Annotated in this window: 15 protein-coding genes; 5 read left to right on the forward strand and 10 right to left on the reverse strand. The window is 71.8% G+C overall.

Annotated elements, in window-relative coordinates; genetic code table 11:
• Positions 1-918: 918 nt before the first annotated feature.
• Positions 919-1,545, reverse strand: a complete 627-nt coding sequence (locus tag NQU55_RS03340) for an NAD(P)-dependent oxidoreductase (protein WP_256789651.1) — start codon at positions 1,543-1,545, stop codon at positions 919-921.
• 95 nt (positions 1,546-1,640) lie between these two features.
• Positions 1,641-2,150, reverse strand: coding sequence for an allene oxide cyclase barrel-like domain-containing protein (locus NQU55_RS03345; protein ID WP_168094849.1), 510 nt, complete (start codon positions 2,148-2,150; stop codon positions 1,641-1,643).
• Positions 2,151-2,219: 69 nt separating this feature from the next.
• On the opposite strand from NQU55_RS03345, the gene NQU55_RS03350 reads away from it, so the two are divergent.
• The gene (locus NQU55_RS03350; protein ID WP_240976749.1) at positions 2,220-2,714 is read left to right on the forward strand and encodes a MarR family winged helix-turn-helix transcriptional regulator; all 495 of its coding nucleotides are present in this window, start codon (positions 2,220-2,222) and stop codon (positions 2,712-2,714) included.
• Positions 2,715-2,818: 104 nt separating this feature from the next.
• On the opposite strand, the gene NQU55_RS03355 is transcribed toward NQU55_RS03350, so the two are convergent.
• From NQU55_RS03355 to NQU55_RS03365, 3 genes are all read right to left on the reverse strand, one after another.
• Positions 2,819-3,679, reverse strand: coding sequence for a tyrosinase family protein (locus NQU55_RS03355; protein WP_168094850.1), 861 nt, complete (start codon positions 3,677-3,679; stop codon positions 2,819-2,821).
• A 64-nt stretch (positions 3,680-3,743) separates the two neighbouring features.
• Positions 3,744-4,109: an apotyrosinase chaperone MelC1 gene (gene melC1 / locus NQU55_RS03360; RefSeq protein ID WP_168094851.1), complete on the reverse strand. Its 366-nt coding sequence runs from the start codon at positions 4,107-4,109 to the stop codon at positions 3,744-3,746.
• A 367-nt stretch (positions 4,110-4,476) separates the two neighbouring features.
• Positions 4,477-5,502: an ATP-dependent 6-phosphofructokinase gene (locus NQU55_RS03365; protein ID WP_168094852.1), complete on the reverse strand. Its 1,026-nt coding sequence runs from the start codon at positions 5,500-5,502 to the stop codon at positions 4,477-4,479.
• A 295-nt stretch (positions 5,503-5,797) separates the two neighbouring features.
• Between NQU55_RS03365 and pta the strand changes: the two genes are divergently transcribed.
• The 3 genes from pta (at position 5,798) to pyk (ending at position 10,718) form a co-directional block, all read left to right on the forward strand.
• Positions 5,798-7,906, forward strand: a complete 2,109-nt coding sequence (gene pta, locus NQU55_RS03370) for a phosphate acetyltransferase (protein ID WP_168094853.1) — start codon at positions 5,798-5,800, stop codon at positions 7,904-7,906.
• 97 nt (positions 7,907-8,003) lie between these two features.
• Entirely contained in the window at positions 8,004-9,215 is a 1,212-nt protein-coding gene (locus tag NQU55_RS03375) for an acetate kinase (RefSeq protein WP_168094854.1), read from the forward strand.
• A gap of 72 nt (positions 9,216-9,287) precedes the next feature.
• Positions 9,288-10,718, forward strand: a complete 1,431-nt coding sequence (gene pyk / locus NQU55_RS03380) for a pyruvate kinase (RefSeq protein WP_256789652.1) — start codon at positions 9,288-9,290, stop codon at positions 10,716-10,718.
• 106 nt (positions 10,719-10,824) lie between these two features.
• Here the strand turns inward: pyk and NQU55_RS03385 are convergent, their stop codons facing one another.
• The 4 genes from NQU55_RS03385 to NQU55_RS03400 all read right to left on the reverse strand — a co-directional run bounded on the left by NQU55_RS03385 (position 10,825) and on the right by NQU55_RS03400 (position 14,905).
• Positions 10,825-12,168, reverse strand: coding sequence for a hypothetical protein (locus NQU55_RS03385; protein WP_256789654.1), 1,344 nt, complete (start codon positions 12,166-12,168; stop codon positions 10,825-10,827).
• Entirely contained in the window at positions 12,158-12,634 is a 477-nt protein-coding gene (locus NQU55_RS03390; RefSeq protein WP_240976963.1) for a DUF6114 domain-containing protein, read from the reverse strand. Before NQU55_RS03390 ends, NQU55_RS03385 begins: the two co-directional genes overlap by 11 nt.
• A gap of 100 nt (positions 12,635-12,734) precedes the next feature.
• The gene (locus tag NQU55_RS03395) at positions 12,735-13,376 is read right to left on the reverse strand and encodes a DUF6230 family protein (protein WP_168096195.1); all 642 of its coding nucleotides are present in this window, start codon (positions 13,374-13,376) and stop codon (positions 12,735-12,737) included.
• 557 nt (positions 13,377-13,933) lie between these two features.
• Entirely contained in the window at positions 13,934-14,905 is a 972-nt protein-coding gene (locus tag NQU55_RS03400; RefSeq protein WP_168096196.1) for a tetratricopeptide repeat protein, read from the reverse strand.
• Between the two features lie 182 nt (positions 14,906-15,087).
• Between NQU55_RS03400 and NQU55_RS03405 the strand changes: the two genes are divergently transcribed.
• A complete protein-coding gene (locus NQU55_RS03405) occupies positions 15,088-15,705 on the forward strand; it encodes a TetR/AcrR family transcriptional regulator (RefSeq protein WP_168096197.1) in 618 nt (205 codons plus the stop codon).
• 122 nt (positions 15,706-15,827) lie between these two features.
• Here NQU55_RS03405 and icmA read toward each other — a convergent pair whose 3' ends face one another.
• The gene (icmA, locus tag NQU55_RS03410) at positions 15,828-17,528 is read right to left on the reverse strand and encodes a coenzyme B12-dependent isobutyryl-CoA mutase large subunit (RefSeq protein ID WP_256789657.1); all 1,701 of its coding nucleotides are present in this window, start codon (positions 17,526-17,528) and stop codon (positions 15,828-15,830) included.
• Positions 17,529-17,541 lie beyond the last annotated feature (13 nt).

Here is a 17,541-nt window from a genome sequence, read left to right on the forward strand (position 1 = left end):
GATGCGGCTGCGTGAGGAGACCGGTCTGTCCGGTTGTGGCTGAGGGGGAGCTGGCAGCTGCCGCGATGTGGTTCCTGCCGTCGTGGGCGCTTCGCTCAGCTCGCCACCGTCGTGGCTGAGCGGGCGGGTGTCCCTGGGTGGGGGTTTCTGTGACGTAGGGCGTGTGGTGGGGCCGCAGGTGGCTTGCGGCCTGCGAGCGGGCCCGCTTATCCGCCGCGGCGGCGGCCAACTACCCCCGGATATGGACTCCTGTGACAGGAGAGGCCCGGCGGGACTGAAGGTGGGCTGCAGTCTGCAGCTCGGTCCATTTATCCGCCGCGGCGGGTGGCTGGCTGCCCCCGGATATGGGCCCCTGTGACGGGAGAGGGCCGGTGGGGCTGGAGGTGGCCTGCAGTCTGAGACTCGGCCCGGTTGTCCGCCGCTGCGGGCGGCTGGCCGTCCCCGAGGGGGCCCGTCTGTGACAGGAGCACCCTCGTGGGACCGCTGAGGTGCCCGGCCGCCGTCCCGGGCCCGCTTATCCGCCGCCCCGCACCCCACGCCGGGTGAACTCCGTACCCACATGCATCCCGCAGCCGGACGAGCAACCACAGCGGTGGCGAGCCGAGCGAAGCGCCCACGACGGGCCCAGCCACATCGCGGCAGCAGCCCGCTCCCCCTCAGCCCAGGCCGAAGGGACCGGTCTCCTCACGCTCGTGCATCCGTGACGGCACGAGTACGGCGGCCAACACCCCACCGGCCGCATAGCCAACACACCGAACCCGCGCCCCCCACCCCTCCCCCCGCTGCCAGCCTGTTCTAACCCGCACACGAACCACGGAACTCCACCCCCACCAACCCCCACCCCACCACCGACCGCCCGAGGAAAGGGGCGAGGCCTCCCCTCCCGGACCTCGCCCCGTTCCCCTCCCCGGCGGCGGCTCAGTAGCCGACGGTGAAGCGTCGGCGGCTGTGGCGCGGGGTCTCGATCTCGTCCAGGAGGGCGACCGCGTAGTCCTCGGCGGAGATGCGCGAGGTGCCGTCGGCCTCGGTCAGCAGGTCGTCGTCGCCGAGGCGGAAGGTGCCGGTGCGCTCGCCGGGCAGGAAGAGCGCGGAGGGGCTGAGGAAGGTCCAGTCGACGTCCTGCGGCAGGGCGCGCAGCGCGTCCAGGAGTTCGACGTGCGCGGACGCCTCGGGCTTCCACTCCTCGCGGAAGCCGGGCTGGTCGATGACGCGCTCGCCGGACGGCAGGCGCAGGCTGCCCGCGCCGCCGACGAAGAGCAGGCGGCGGCCCGCGGCGCGGGCGGTCAACTCGGGGAGCAGCGGCAGGGCGACGCGGGCGGGCAGCGCGCTGACGACGACGTCCGCGGCCTCAAGCGCCGGGACGGGACCGGTCACGTCGGCGGTGACGCGCTGCAGGCCGTCGCGGGCGGGGGCCTGCCCGTCGTGGCGGCGGGCGACGGCGGTGACGGCGTGGCCGCGGGTGAGCGCCTCGTCCACGATGCGGCTGCCGGCCATGCCGGTGGCGCCGAGGACGGTGATCTTGACGGGTGCGGCGGGGGTGTTCATGCGGGGTTCTCCCAGGGGGCGGGGTTGACGGGGCGAGTACGGCGGTCCCCGGCCGGGCGCGGGCGGCGAGCCCGCACCTCACGGCCGGGACGCGGTCACAGCTGGATGTCGAAGGTGACCTTCGCCCGCTCCACGGTCTCCTGCAGGACGCGCACCTGGCCGCGGGCGTTCTTGTACTTGCCGGTGCCGCCGGTGATGGCGAACTGCTCGTCGAAGACCGGGCCCTGGGCGTTGAGCCGGGCGGCGCCCGACGTGGTGATCTTGTTGCCGTCGCCGAGGTCGTAGACGAAGGTCAGCATCTCGGCGGTGCGCGGCTTGGCGTCGGTGGAGATGCCCTGGAAGCTGCTGGTGCCGATCTTGCGGCCGTCGGCGCCGACGAGGTCGCCGGTGCCGATCAGCTGGTCGCCGAGGGCCGAGTCGGACGGGGCGACGTCGACGAAGTTGACCGAGGTGCCCTTCTCGACGGCCTCGATGGTGACCGAGCGCGGGCCGGCCGGGGAGGCGGTGGCGGCGCCCGCCGTGGCGGGGCTCATGGCGAGGGCGGCGCCGATGACACCGGCCGCCGCGACGGTGAGGCCCAGGGCGGGAAGGGTGCGCTTGCGCATGGACGTACTCCAGCCTGTTGCGATCCGTGGTGGCAGAAATATCTGCCGCAGCAGACAATATGTCTGCCGATGCAGATACTGCAAGGGAAGGTTCTGCAGGTGGGGGCGGTCGTCTGGGACCCTGGTGAGGTGGAGGAGCACATGCTGCATGACGACGACGTGACGCTGTACGGACTGTTCGTGGAGGCGTTCAGCCGCCTGAAGCCACTGGTCCACGAGGACCTGGGGGTCCCGGACACCTGGTTCGAGGTGCTGCTGCGGCTGGGCCGCACGCCCGGGCACGCCCTGCGGATGAGCGACCTGGCGACCGCGGTCGCCTTCAGCTCCGGCGGCTTCACGCGGCTCGCGGACCGGATGGAGGAGGCGGGGCTGATCCGCCGGGACCCGGACCCGGACGACCGCCGGGCCGCGCTCGCGGTGCTCACGGAGGCCGGCGAGCAGGCCCTGGACCGCGCGCTGCAGCAGCACCTCGCGCACCTGCGCACGCACGTCAGCGGCCGCCTCTCGGCGGCGGACCGGCGCGCCCTGGAACGGATCCTGCGGAAGCTGCGGGACGCGGAATAGCGCCAGGGGCGGACCGGAAACCCGGCCCGCCCCCGCTCCCCCGCCCCCCGCTCCCCCATCCCCGGGCCGTCGCGCCCCCGGCCGTCGCCTACGCGCGCCGTCGCCTACGCGGCGTCGGTGTCGTACGCGTAGAACTTCCGGTGATCGATCATGTCGGCGGGCGTGACCCGCTGCCCCTTCTCGCTCCACGGCTTCATGGGCTCGTCGAGGGCCACGATGTCCTTGACCGGCTCGACCGGCAGGTAGGCGGGCGCCTTCGGGTGCCGGCGCTGCCAGTCGGACCACAGCTTGTCGATGAAGCAGTGCAGCAGCCAGAACACCGGGTCGTTGGGGGACATGCCGGTGTTCATGTGGCCGCCGACCCAGCGGTGCACGGTGTTGTGCGGGCCGGTGTTGCCGTTCGCCCAGCCCTCGACGAGGTTGCGGAACCCGGCCTTGGAGGTGGAGTTCCAGGGCGCCTCGTCGTAGTACGGGGCGGCCAGCGCGGCCTCGACCGTGGCGGCCGTGGGCAGCTGCGGCGTGGACGTGCTCCGGCCCATCTCCCGCATCAGGAAGGGGCGTTCGTCGGCCTTGAAGTAGATCGGCCAGCGGCCGCCGCTGTAGGCGAACGGGCCGTCCATGACCTGGGCGTCGCGCTCGCGCCCGTTGCCGCCGAGGAAGTCGGGGGCGAAGACCGGGTCGGACAGCGAGCGGTTGACCGTGAAGTCCCAGTACGGGAGCGTGACGGCCGGGTTGACGGACTGCAGGTCCCGCTCGAAGTCGAGCAGGAACTGCCGGTGCCAGGGCAGGAACGACGGCGAGACGTGGCCGGTGCGCTCCTGGTCGTCGAGGTCGCTCATCACGAAGCGATCGTGGATCTCGACGTACTTGTCGTAGCCGCCGCGGCGCTTGAGCTCCAGCAGCGCCTCGACGAAGTCGCGCCGCTCGGCCTTGGTGAGCTTTGCCTGGTTCTTGCGAACTGCCATGAGAATGTGGCCCTTTACGGAATCAGGGTCGGCCGGATCAACTCGATCGGCCGGATCGGCCGGATCAGACGAGGTTGACGCCGCGCAGTGCGCGCACGGCGGCGCGGGTCACCTCGTACGGCGACGCGAAGACCTCGTAGTGGTTCATGACGCTGATCCAGCCGTTGCCGCGCGGCATGATGTGCAGCGGGCGGCCGTCGACGAAGACGGCGATGCCGAAGTCGTGGTGGCCGCCGCTGCCGGAGGTGAGCCGGCCCTCGATGCGGCGGCCCTCGTAGATCTCGTCGAACGGCTGGTGGCCGGAGCCGTGGCCGTGGTGGTCGTGCCCGCCCTCGGCGGCGAGGGCCTGCGCGGCCGGTCCTGCGAGCACGATTCCGGCGGCAGCGGCGGCGGTACGGCCGAGCATGCGGCGGCGGGTGAGGTCGGACACCCGGGTCCCCCTTCAGAAGAAACGTTCCTTCCGACCAGGAGGTCCAGCTCGTCGAGCTCCCCCGACCCCCCGACCGGCGTAGATGATCATGAACGTAACAGATCTTCGGGAAGAGCCGGACATGTGGCGAGATACAGCCAATATGAGGCCGTATTAATAAAAGGGCCTTCCGGAAAGAGGCAGCGCGAACCCCGGCCGCCACGGGAGAACTTCGTGCACGCAGCACGTACCGCCGGAAGATTTCCGGCACAACAGCCAAAGCGTGGCATGCCTCACCAAAAGCCACGAGGCCCTCGCCGACCGGGTCGGCGAGGGCCTCGCAAGAAGAACCTCGTAAGGGACGAGGGAGGAGAGAGGGGCGGAAGGCCTAGAAGACCGACTCCGCCTCGTCCATCCGGTTCGCCGGCACGCGCTTGAGCTCGGTGACGGCGTCGGCGATCGGCACCATCTTGATGTCGGTGCCCTTCAGGGCCGTCATCTTGCCGAAGTCGCCGCGGTGGGCGGCCTCGACGGCGTGCCAGCCGAAGCGGGTGGCGAGGACGCGGTCGTACGCGGTGGGCGTGCCGCCGCGCTGGACGTGGCCGAGGATGACCGGGCGGGCCTCCTTGCCCAGGCGCTTCTCCAGCTCGGCGGCGAGCTTGGTGCCGATGCCGGCGAAGCGCTCGTGGCCGAACTGGTCTATGGCGCCCTTCGCGTAGTCCATCGAGCCCTCGGCGGGGTGCGCGCCCTCGGCGACGCAGATGACGGCGAACTTCTTGCCCCGGGCGAAGCGCTCCTCGACCATCTTCACGAGGTCGTCGACCTCGAAGGCCCGCTCGGGGAGGCAGATGCCGTGGGCGCCGCCGGCCATGCCGGACTCCAGGGCGATCCAGCCCGCGTGGCGGCCCATGACCTCGACGACCATCACCCGCTGGTGGGACTCGGCGGTGGTCTTGAGGCGGTCGATCGCCTCGGTGGCCACGCCGACGGCGGTGTCGAAGCCGAAGGTACGGTCCGTGGAGGAGATGTCGTTGTCGATGGTCTTGGGAACGCCGACGACCGGCAGGCCCGCGTCCGACAGCATCCGGGCCGCGGTCAGCGTGCCCTCGCCGCCGATCGGGATGAGCACGTCGATGCCGTACTCGCGGGCGAGCTCCTTGGAGCTCTCGCAGGCCTCGCGCAGCCGGGCCCGCTCCAGGCGGGAGGAGCCGAGGATGGTGCCGCCGCGGGCGAGGATGCCGCTGACCGCTTCCAGGTCGAGCTTGCGGTGGCGGCCGTCGAGCAGGCCCTTGAAGCCGTCCTCGAAGCCGATGACCTCGTCACCGTGGCCGACGACCGCGCGGTGCACCACCGAGCGGATAACAGCGTTCAGGCCGGGGCAGTCGCCGCCTGCGGTGAGAACTCCGATGCGCATCGCGTGCTGTGTCTCCTGCTCTGGGGTCCCCCCTACCGAAGGTAAGGGGATGGTACATGTGAGCCGGGCCGATTGTTTCACGGTCCGATGGGTACCGGCGCACCCCGGGGCCGCGCCGGTCCGGACCTCCGCCCCTGCGGGCCCTGACGCCTTGCTGACGCGCGCCTTAGCCAGGGGCGCAGGTATTGTCAAGAGGTCAAGCCCACCATAACGGGTAATTTTTAAGCCGAAGCACACGGCGAAGAAACACCGAAGAACCACCGAAGAACACGGCGATGGAGCAAGGAGAGCACGCGTGACGCGCAGCGTGTACGTGACCGGGACCGACCGGGGCGACGGGCGCCAGGTCATCGAGCTGGGAGTCATGGAGCTCCTCACCCGTCAGGTGGACCGGGTGGGCGTGTTCCGCCCGCTCGTCCACGGCGACGGGCCGGACCGCCTCTTCGACCTGCTGCGGTCCCGCTACCGCCTGGGGCAGTCCGCCGGGTCCGGGCACGGCATGAGCTACGAGGAGGCCTCCGCGCTGCAGGCCGAGCGCGGCACGGACGAGCTCGTCTCGCGGCTGGTCGAGCGCTTCCACGCGGTCGCCCGCGACTACGAGTACGTGCTGGTGCTCGGCACCGACTACGTCGGCTCCACGCTCCCCGACGAGCTCGCCCTCAACGCCCGCCTCGCCAACGAGTTCGGCGCCTCGGTGATCACGGTCGTCGGCGGCCAGGACCAGACGGCCGAGTCCGTGCGGGCCGAGGCGCGCAACGCCTACCGCGCCTACGAGGCCCTGGGCTGCGACGTCGTCGCCCTGGTCGTCAACCGGGTGGCCCCGGCCGACCGCGAGGCCGTCGCCGAGCGCCTGTCGGCAAGCCTGCCCGTCCCCTGCTACGCCCTCCCCGAGGAGGCCGGGCTCTCCGCGCCGACCGTGGCGCAGATCGTCCGCAAGCTCAACGCCGAGGTGCTGCTCGGCGACGACGCGGGCCTGGCCCGCGACGCCAAGGACTTCGTCTTCGGCGGCGCCATGCTGCCGGTCTTCCTGCCCGCCCTGACCGAGGGCTGCCTGGTCGTGACCCCCGGCGACCGGGTGGACCTGATCGTCGGCGCCCTCGCCGCGCACAGCGCCGGCGCCCCGCCGATAGCCGGCGTGCTGCTGACCCTGGACGAGAAGCCGGGCCCGGACATCCTGGCGCTGGCCGGCCGGCTGGCCCCGGGCACCCCGGTCGTCTCGGTGCCGGGCGGCTCCTTCCCGACCGCGGCCGAGCTGTTCGCGATCGAGGGCAAGCTGGACGCGTTCTCGCCGCGCAAGGCGGAGACGGCGCTCGGCCTGTTCGAGCGGCACGTGGACACCGCGGAGCTGACGAACCGCATCGCCGTGGCCCGCTCCAGCCGCGTCACCCCGATGATGTTCGAGCACGAGCTGATCGAGCGCTCCCGTTCGGCCCGCCGCCGCATCGTCCTGCCCGAGGGCACGGAGGAGCGCGTGCTGCGCGCCGCGGACGTGGTGCTGCGCCGCGACATCTGCGACCTCACGCTCCTGGGCGAGGAGGGCGCGATCCGCAAGCGCGCGGGCGAGCTGGGCATCGACCTGGCCGCGGCGCAGATCATCGACCCTCAGACCTCCCCGCTGCGCGAGCGCTTCGCGGAGATCTACGCCAAGGCCCGCGCCCACAAGGGCATGACCGTCGAGCTCGCGCACGACGTGGTCACGGACGTCTCCTACTTCGGCACCCTGATGGTCCAGGAGGGCCTGGCCGACGGCATGGTCTCCGGCGCGGTGCACTCCACCGCCGCCACCATCCGCCCGGCCTTCGAGATCATCAAGACCGCGCCGGGCGCGCAGATCGTCTCCTCGGTCTTCTTCATGTGCCTGGCCGACCGGGTGCTGGTCTACGGCGACTGCGCGGTCAACCCCGACCCGAACGCCGAGCAGCTCGCGGACATCGCGATCCAGTCCGCGGCGACCGCCGCCCAGTTCGGCGTAGAGCCGCGGATCGCGATGCTGTCGTACTCCACCGGCACCTCCGGCTCCGGCGCGGACGTCGACAAGGTGCGCAAGGCCACCGAGATCGTCCGCGAGCGCCGGCCGGACCTCAAGGTCGAGGGCCCGATCCAGTACGACGCCGCCGTGGACGCCGCGGTCGCCAAGACCAAGCTGCCCGGCTCGGAGGTCGCGGGCAAGGCCACCGTGCTGATCTTCCCCGACCTCAACACCGGCAACAACACCTACAAGGCCGTCCAGCGCTCGGCCGGCGCCGTGGCCGTCGGCCCGGTCCTGCAGGGCCTGCGCAAGCCCGTCAACGACCTCTCCCGCGGCGCGCTGGTGCAGGACATCGTGACCACGGTCGCGATCTCCGCGATCCAGGCCCAGGGCGAGGCCGGGAACGGAACCGCGCCGGACGCGCCCGCCGTCTGACGCCCGTAGGCCGTACGGGACCGCCGCCCGGTCCCGTACGGCCGGCCCACCGCCCCCCACCCCCGACGTCGAGACCCCCACAACCCGGAAAGCGTTCATGACTGCCAACCCCACCCGAGTCCTCGTCCTCAACTCCGGCTCCTCCTCGGTCAAGTACCAGCTGCTCGACATGGCTGACGGCGCCCGGCTGGCCGTGGGCCTGGTCGAGCGCATCGGCGAGGAGACCTCCCGCCTCGCGCACACCCCGCTCGCCACGGGCGGCGCCAAGCGCGAGCAGGAGGCGCCGATCGCCGACCACGAGGCCGCGCTGCAGGCGGTCGCCGCGGAGCTGGCCGCGGACGGGCTGGGCCTGGACTCGCCGGAGCTCGCCGCGATCGGCCACCGGGTGGTGCACGGCGGTCAGAAGTTCACCGCCCCCACCGTGATCACCGACGAGGTGCTGGCGGAGATCGAGCGGCTCGTGCCGGTCGCCCCGCTGCACAACCCGGCCAACGTCACGGGCATCCGCACGGCGCAGGCGCTGCGCCCCGACCTGCCGCAGGTCGCCGTCTTCGACACCGCCTTCCACACCACGATGCCGGAGGCCGCCGCCCGCTACGCCATCGACGTGGCCACGGCCGACGCCCACATGGTGCGCCGCTACGGCTTCCACGGCACCTCGCACGCCTACGTCTCGCGCGAGACCGCCAAGCTGCTGGGCAAGGACCCCTCCGAGGTCAACGTCATCGTCCTGCACCTGGGCAACGGCGCCTCGGCCTCGGCGGTCGAGCGCGGCAGGTGCGTCGACACCTCCATGGGCCTGACCCCGCTGGAGGGCCTGGTCATGGGCACCCGTTCGGGCGACCTGGACCCGGCGGTCATCCTGCACCTGTCCCGCAACGCCGGGATGTCCACCGACGAGATCGACGCGCTGCTCAACAAGAAGAGCGGCCTGATCGGCCTGTGCGGCGACAACGACATGCGCGAGATCCGCCGCCGCATCGACGAGGGCGACGAGCGGGCGGCGCTCGCGTTCGACATCTACGTGCACCGGCTCAAGAAGTACATCGGCGCCTACTACGCGGTCCTGGGCACGGTCGACGCCGTGGCCTTCACCGCCGGCGTCGGCGAGAACGCGGCGCCCGTGCGCGAGGCCGCCGTGGCCGGCCTGGAGGGGCTGGGCCTGGCCGTGGACGCCGACCGCAACGCCGTCCGGTCCGGCGAGCCGCGCCTGATCTCCCCCGACGGCGCCCGCGTCGCGGTCGCGGTCGTGCCCACCGACGAGGAGCTGGAGATCGCCACCCAGACGTACGACCTGGTCAGCGCTTGATCGCCGGCCATCCCTCGGTCGTTCCCACAGCTCGAATATTCCGCTCCGAAACAAACCGATAGGATCTGCCCCATGCGCCGTTCCAAAATCGTCTGCACCCTGGGCCCCGCCGTCGACTCCTTCGACCAGCTGAAGACGCTGATCGAGGCCGGCATGAACGTGGCCCGCTTCAACATGAGCCACGGGACCCACGCGGAGCACGAGGAGCGGTACCACCGCCTCCGCAAGGCCGCGCAGGAGACCGGCCGCGCGGTCGGCGTCCTCGCCGACCTCCAGGGCCCCAAGATCCGCCTGGAGACGTTCGCGGACGGCCCGGTGGAGCTGGTGCGCGGCGACGAGTTCACCATCACGACCGAGGACGTCCCGGGCGACCGCTCCATCTGCGGCACGACCTACAAGGGCCTGCCGGGCGACGTCTCCAAGGGCGACCAGATCCTCATCAACGACGGCAACGTCGAGCTGCGGGTCACCGAGGTCGAGGGCCCGCGCGTGCGGACCATCGTCATCGAGGGCGGCGTCATCTCCGACCACAAGGGCATCAACCTGCCCGGCGCGGCGGTGAACGTCCCGGCCCTGTCCGAGAAGGACGTCGAGGACCTGAAGTTCGCCCTCGCCATGGGCTGCGACATGGTCGCGCTGTCCTTCGTCCGCGACGCCAAGGACGTCCTCGACGTCCACCGCGTCATGGACGAGGTCGGCCGCCGGGTCCCGGTCATCGCCAAGGTCGAGAAGCCGCAGGCCGTCGCCAACATGCAGGACGTCGTCATGGCGTTCGACGGCGTGATGGTGGCCCGTGGCGACCTCGCGGTGGAGTACCCGCTGGAGAAGGTCCCGATGGTGCAGAAGCGCCTCATCGAGATGTGCCGCCGCAACGCCAAGCCGGTGATCGTCGCGACCCAGATGATGGAGTCGATGATCACCAACTCGCGGCCGACCCGCGCCGAGGCCTCCGACGTCGCCAACGCCATCCTCGACGGCGCCGACGCGGTCATGCTCTCCGCCGAGTCCAGCGTGGGCGCGTACCCGATCGAGACCGTCAAGACGATGTCCCGCATCGTCGAGGCGGCCGAGGAGGAGCTCCTCTCCAAGGGCCTGCAGCCGCTGGTCCCGGGCAAGAAGCCGCGCACCCAGGGCGGCTCGGTCGCCCGCGCGGCCTGCGAGATCGCCGACTTCCTCGGCGCCAAGTCGCTGGTCGCCTTCACCAAGTCCGGTGACACCGCCCGCCGCCTGTCCCGCTACCGCGCGGCGCAGCCGATCCTGGCCTTCACCACGGACGCCTCCACCTGCAACCAGCTCACGCTGAGCTGGGGCGTCGAGACCTTCGTCGTCCCGCACGTGGAGAACACCGACGCCATGGTCGACCTCGTCGACGCCGAGCTGCTGAAGCTCAAGCGCTACAACGACGGCGACACCATGATCATCACGGCGGGCTCCCCGCCCGGCGTCCCCGGCACCACCAACATGGTGCGGGTGCACCACCTCGGCGGCGGCGAGAGCCGCTAGGTCCGCCCCTGCTCACGGCCGTGGCCGCCGTCCCCTTCCGAGGGGACGGCGGCCACGGCCGTTTCAGCTGTGCGGTGCGCGGCGCGCTCCAGGGAGCCCGCGCGCTCTAGGGATACGTTCCGTCAGTCATGTACTGGTGCAGGTTCGGGATGTGCAGCGTGCCCCCGAACTGCCCGCCCTGACGGATCTTGACGTTGGTGTAGAAGACCGGGATCGGCAGCTTCAGCCCGGGTATCAGCGGCGGCGGAACGCTCGGCGAGTGCGTCGCCGGGATGATCCCGAGGAGACTGCCCTTCAGCTCCTCGGTGTACATGGTCACCTTGCCGCCGGTGATGGTGGACTCCGTGCCCATGCCGGCCACGTGGTACTGCTTGCCCCGGCTGTTGACGATCTGGTGCAGGTCCTTGATCGCCAGCGAGTCGGCGGTGAACTTGAGGACGTCTTTCTTCTCCCCGTTCACCATGGTGATCTTCTTGACGCCCTCGTACGTCAGCCCGGTGAGGGTGAGCTTGCTCGCCTCCAGGTACCAGGGCTGGTGGGGGAACGCGTGGTGCTCGTTCTCGTCCACGACGGTGCCCTTGGGGCAGGGCGGCAGCTCGCCGTCGCCCGCCTCCGGGGCGGCCGAGGGGGAAGTCGAGCCGGACGGGGCCGGGCCGGGGGACGTGGACGGACCCGCGGAGGGCCCGCTCTTCTCCTCGCCCTTGTCCTGCCCCTTTTCCTTGTCCTTTTCCTTGTCCTTTTCCTTGTCCTGCTCCCCGGGCTTCTCCGTGGGGCCCTTCCGGGCCGCCTCGCCCGACCGCGCCGAGGGCTTGGGCGCGGGGGCCGGGGACGCCGGGCCGGGGGAAGGCGGCGGGGCCGGCTCCGCACCGGCCTTCTCGCCCGGCTTCGCGCCGCCGGTCAGGATGTCGTGGAGCTTGTCGCCGAGGCCCAGCGGGTCGAGGGGGTTGGCGGGCTTGGCGGCGGAGGGCGAGGAGGAGGGGGAAGGGGACGGCTTCGGGGCCGCCGAGGACGGCGAGCCGGAGGGCGCGCCGGGCTTGGCGGACGCACCCTTCTCAGGAACCGCCGGCTTCTCCGGCTTCTCCGGCTTGTCCGGGCTCTCCGGCTTCTTCCGCTCCCCGGCAGGCGCGGACGACGCCCCCGCACCGGGCGCGGCGCTCGGACCGGCGCCGGGGCCGGCGCTCGGCTTGCCGCTGGGCTTGCCGCTCGGGGCGCCCGACGCGCCGGCGCCCGGGGTCTCCCCCTCGGCAGCCGCGTCCGGGGCCGTGGCGCACGCCCCGTCGAACAGCTTCTTGGGCGCGGGCTTGGCGGACGCCAGCGTGGGGGTCAGCCCCATGCCCATCAGGACGGCGCTCGGCATGGCCGCGAGGGCGACGGCTTTGCCCGCCGGCATGTGCAGCCGGGCGAGCAGCGGCTTTCTGGGCGCGGCGTGGCGCGGCCCCTCACTCGACACCGTGGCCTCCGTCCCGCTCCTTGCTGAGCGACACGGCGGCCGGCGGCTCCGCGGCGGCCGCGGCGGCGGGCCTGCCGGGCGCCCAGGAGACGCCGAGGGCGCCGCCGAGGAGGGCGAGCACGAAACCGATGAGGAACGCGCCGAAGTTGGAGACGACCAGGGAGACCAGCGCGAGCAGGATGGCCGCGACTCCGGCGAAGATCCGGGACTGCTGCTGGAACCAGAGCGTGAGGCCGAGGACGACCAGCAGCACCCCTATGATCAGCGACCCGGCGCCCGCCGTGGTGGCCATCCGGATGTGCAGGTCGCCCAACGTCATGGTCTGGTAAGGGATGTACATGATCGGGATCCCGGACAGCAGGGTCCACAGCCCGCCCCAGAACGGGCGTTGCCACCGCCACTCCCGGAACGAACGGCGGGCGCGGCCGAATGAACCGACCGGGTGGGGTCGCGTGTCGACGCTCATGTCGTACAGCTCCTAGGGAGGGGCATCTTCTTCGGTACGGAGCGGACGCGGTACGGGTACGGGAGCGCGCTTCCCGTCCCGCACCCGCCCGTTCAGCGTGTCAGCCCTGGGGCACCTTGCACTCGGCCTTGCCCCAGCTGATGCCCATGTGCAGACCGGGGAGGGTGAAGGTGCCCGCCGAGGTCGCCCAGGCCTTCTGGTCGACGCTGTCGAACCAGACCTCGTCCGCCTGCTGGGCGAACGAGCCGGGCACGTGCGCGCCTTCGCCGTTCTTGCCCGCTCCCGCGGGGCCCGGCCCCTTGGTGGTGTTGTCCACGGAGACGCCGATGTCGACGTTCTTGAAGGTGGCGTTGGCCTTCATGTCCTCGGCGTCGATGTAGAGCTTCGACGCCGTGACCTGCTTGTCGCCCCCGGCCTCCAGCTTCATCGACACCTCTTTGCCGATGCCGGGGATGGGGATGGTGACCGCCTGGCAGAGGTTGTTGATCTCCGCCGTGTCGATGCCGACCACCGCGACGGGCTTGTTGCCCGCCTTCGTCTGGTCCATGGCTCCGTACTGGACGAACCCCTTGCCGTGCAGCTTCCCGGCGGTCACCTGGAACTGCTGGCCCGACACGCTGAACGACGCCGCCAGCGCGCCCTGGGCGATCGCGACGCCTATCGCGGCCGTCGCCGCGACGCTGGGCACCATGACGACGACGAACCGCCGCCATCTGGTCCCGCCTCGAGTCTGGGACTCCATGACTTGCCTCCTTCTCGGACGTACATCTCCGGCGCGGGCCTCGCGTCGCGAGCCGCGCCCGGGGATGGGAGACGTGCTACGTCCTCGGAAAGGAGAGCGCCGCCGTCCGGCGACGCGAAACGCCTCCGGCAACACCGGCGATCACCCCCGAGCGACAACCACTTGGCCACGCCTTCGCGCAACCGCGGGGACAGGCCCTGCCGGAGTGCGGCGGGGACCCCCCTGTCCCTGAACCGGCCCGCGCGGGGCCGGTCCGCCCGGTGGGGACCCGCTCCCCCGACGCCGGCCGGCTGCCGGGTTGGAGGAATGGACCGAGCTTGGCCGATCGTGGTGCATTCGCGGCTGCCGCACAAGAGGTTCATTACTAGCGAGTAACGAGCCGATAACCGCGGGGCGTCCGGTGTGCATCGACGGGCGCGCGGACGTCGCCGCACCGTGCCCGAAGAGAAGCGGAGGTAACGGAAAAGCCCGGGCGAATGCCCGGGCTTTCCTTACTCGCAGTAACGGCGGGCCCGTTTACCAAGTTTTGGTAAAGCGATGCCGCTGTTTCGTTTGTGTCAGAACAGCGCGCGAGAGAGCGCGGTCCGCGCAGCGCTCACCCGCGGGTCGTCCGCCCCGATCACCTCGAAGAGCTCCAGCAGCCGCACGCGCGCCGCATTGCGGTCCTCGCCCGCGGTGCGCTTGACCGCGTCGATCAGACGGCCGAAAGCGTCCTCCACATGGCCGCCGACCAGGTCGAGATCGGCCGCGGCGATCTGCGCCTGCACATCGCCCGGCCTGTCCGCGGCGGCCTTGCGGACCGCCTGCGGGTCCACGCCCTGGACACGCTGGAGCAGCTCGGCCTGCGCGAGGCCCAGCTTCGCCTCGGGGTTGCCCGGGTCCTCGGCCAGCACGTTCTCGTAAGCCCGGACGGCACCGCCCAGGTCGCCCGCGTCCAGCGCCTGGTGGGCGAGGCTCAGCACGCCGTCGTGCGGACCGGCCGGCGCCTGGGGCTCCGCGGCCCCGGCCTCCTCGCCCGCGTCCGCGGCGAGCGGCGCGCCCACGATGCCGAAGCGCTGCTCGGCCACCTGCACGAGCTGGTCGAGCACCTGGCGGATCTGCGCCTCGGGCGCGGCGCCCTGGAACAGCGGCAGGGCCTGGCCGGCCACCACCGCGAAGACCGCGGGGATCGACTGCACGCCGAACTGCTGGAACAGCAGCTGATTGGCCTCGACGTCGACCTTGGCGAGCACGAAACGGCCCGCGTACTCGCCCGCCAGCCGCTCCAGCAGCGGGCCGAGCTGCTTGCACGGCTCGCACCAGTCGGCCCAGAAGTCGATGACGACGGGCACCTCGGCGGAGCGCTGCAGGACCTGGGCCTCGAAGCCGGCCTCGTCGACGTCGAAGACGAGACGGCCCGCGGCGGCGGGCGGCGTGCCCTTGCGGGCGGCCTCGGCCCGCGCCTGCTCCGCCTTCTGCTTGGCTTCCCCGGCCGCCTTCACCGCGGCGAGGTCGACCACTCCACTCATGGACATGTTCCGTGGCTGCATGGGCCCTATCCTCCCCCCTCGACCCGGTGAACCGGAAAAATAGCGGTGGCGTGCGACGCCGGGTCCCCACCCGGCGTCCGTGGTTGTCGCTCTTACGCTACGAGCCGTAGCGTAACTGCACCCCCCGCCCCCTCCGCAAGCCCCCCTGCCCCGGGGCCTACTCGGCGGTAGGGTCCGGTTCCATGAGCCCCGCCCCCTCCCCCGCGCGCCGCACCGGACGCCCGCGCAGCCCCGAGGCCGACCGCGCGATCCTGGAGGCGACGCGCGCCGCACTGGTCGAGCTGGGCTGGGGAAAGCTGACGATGGGCGACGTGGCCGCCCGCGCGGGGGTGGCGAAGACCACGCTCTACCGGCGCTGGGCGAGCAAGAACGAGCTCGTCGTGGACGCGGTCGCGGCACTCTTCGACGAGCAGCTGGAGCTGCCGGACCTCGGCAGCCTGCAGGCCGACATCGAGGGCGTGGTGCTGCGGTTCGCCGCGCTGCTGGAACGACCGGAGACGAAGACGGCGCTGATGGCGGTGGTCGCGGAGTCGACGCGGGACGATGCTCTGCGCGTACGTATCCGGGGCGCGATCGTGGACCGCCAGAAGCGGCTGGTACTGCTGGGCCGTGAGCGGGCCCAGGAACGCGGGGAACTCCCCTACGAGGAAGATCCGTCGGCCGCGGCCCGCACGGCCGACCTGATCTTCGATGTGATCGCCGGCGCGGTGGTGCACCGCACACTGGTCAGCGCGGAGCGGGTCGACTGCGAATGGGCCCGCGGCTTCGCCGCGCTCCTGATCGGGGGGTTGCGGGCGTAGCCGCGCTACTGCGCGGCGCCCGTATGCCGCCGGACCGGCCCGGACCGGGGTCCGGGGCGGACCGGGGCCCGGGGCGGACCGGGGCCCGGGGCGGACCGGGGCCCGGGGCGGACCCCGGGGGGTCAGAAGCCCGCCGGCTCCACGTAGACGCCCCACTCCTCCCGCAGGACGTCGCAGATCTCTCCCAGCGTGGCCTCGGCCCGCACCGCCTCCAGCATGGGGCCGATCATGTTCGAGCCGTCCCGGGCGGCGGCGAGCATCGCGTCGAGCGAGGCGCGGACCCGCGCGTCGTCCCGCGCGGCCTTGCGCCCGGCGAGGACGCGGACCTGCTCGCGCTCGACCTCGTGGCTGACGCGCAGGATCTCCAGGTCGCCCGTGACCGAGCCGTGGTGGCAGTTGACGCCGACGACGCGCTTGTCGCCCTTCTCCAGGGACTGCTGGTAGCGGAAGGCGCTCTCGGCGATCTCGCCGGTGAACCAGCCGTCCTCGATGCCGCGCAGGATGCCGGAGGTGACGGGCCCGATCGGGTGCTTGCCGTTCGGCACGGCGCGGGTGCCGCGCTCCTTGATCTGCTCGAAGATCTTCTCGGCGTCGGCCTCGATCCGGTCGGTGAGCTGCTCGACGTACCAGGAGCCGCCGAGCGGGTCGGCGACGTTGGCGACGCCGGTCTCCTCCATGAGCACCTGCTGGGTGCGCAGGGCGATCTCGGCGGCCTGCTCGCTGGGCAGGGCGAGGGTCTCGTCGAGGGCGTTGGTGTGCAGGGAGTTGGTGCCGCCCAGGACGGCGGCGAGGGCCTCCACGGCCGTGCGCACGACGTTGTTGTACGGCTGCTGCGCGGTGAGGGAGACGCCCGCGGTCTGGGTGTGGAAGCGCAGCCACTGCGCCTTCTCTGACCGCGCGCCGTAGACCTCCTTCATCCAGCGGGCCCAGATGCGGCGGGCGGCGCGGAACTTGGCGATCTCCTCGAAGAAGTCGACGTGGGCGTCGAAGAAGAAGGACAGGCCGGGCGCGAAGGTGTCGACGTCGAGCCCGCGGCTCAGGCCGAGCTCCACGTACCCGAAGCCGTCGGCGAGGGTGTAGGCGAGCTCCTGCGCGGCCGTGGCCCCGGCCTCGCGGATGTGGTAGCCGGAGACGGACAGGGGCTTGTAGGCGGGGATGGTGCGGGCGCAGTGCTCCATCAGGTCGCCGATCAGGCGCAGGTGGGGCTCGGGCGGGAAGAGCCACTCCTTCTGCGCGATGTACTCCTTGAAGATGTCGGTCTGGAGCGTGCCGTTCAGTACGGCGGGGTCGACACCCTGCCGCTCGGCGGCGACGAGGTACATGCAGAAGACGGGCACGGCGGGACCGCTGATGGTCATGGACGTCGTCACGTCGCCGAGGGGGATGTCCTTGAAGAGGACCTCCATGTCGGCGGCGGAGTCGATGGCGACGCCGCAGTGGCCGACCTCGCCGAGCGAGCGGGGGTCGTCGGAGTCGCGGCCCATGAGGGTGGGCATGTCGAAGGCGACCGAGAGCCCGCCGCCGCCGTTGGCGAGGATCATCTTGTAGCGCTCGTTGGTCTGCTCGGCGTTGCCGAAGCCGGCGAACTGGCGGATGGTCCAGGTGCGGCCGCGGTAGCCGGTGGCGTACAGGCCGCGGGTGAAGGGGTACTCCCCCGGCCAGCCGATGCGCTCGAAGCCCTCGTACGCGTCGCCGGGGCGGGGGCCGTAGACGGGAGCGACCTCGTCACCGGAGAGGGTGGTGAAGTCGGCGTCCCGCTTGCGGGCCGCGTCGAAGCGCTTCTGCCAGCGGCCGCGACCGGCCTCGATGGCTGCTGCATCCATGTGCTCTCGTCCA

The organism is Streptomyces telluris (assembly GCF_024519335.1).
Taxonomy (GTDB): Bacteria; Actinomycetota; Actinomycetes; order Streptomycetales; family Streptomycetaceae; genus Streptomyces; species Streptomyces telluris.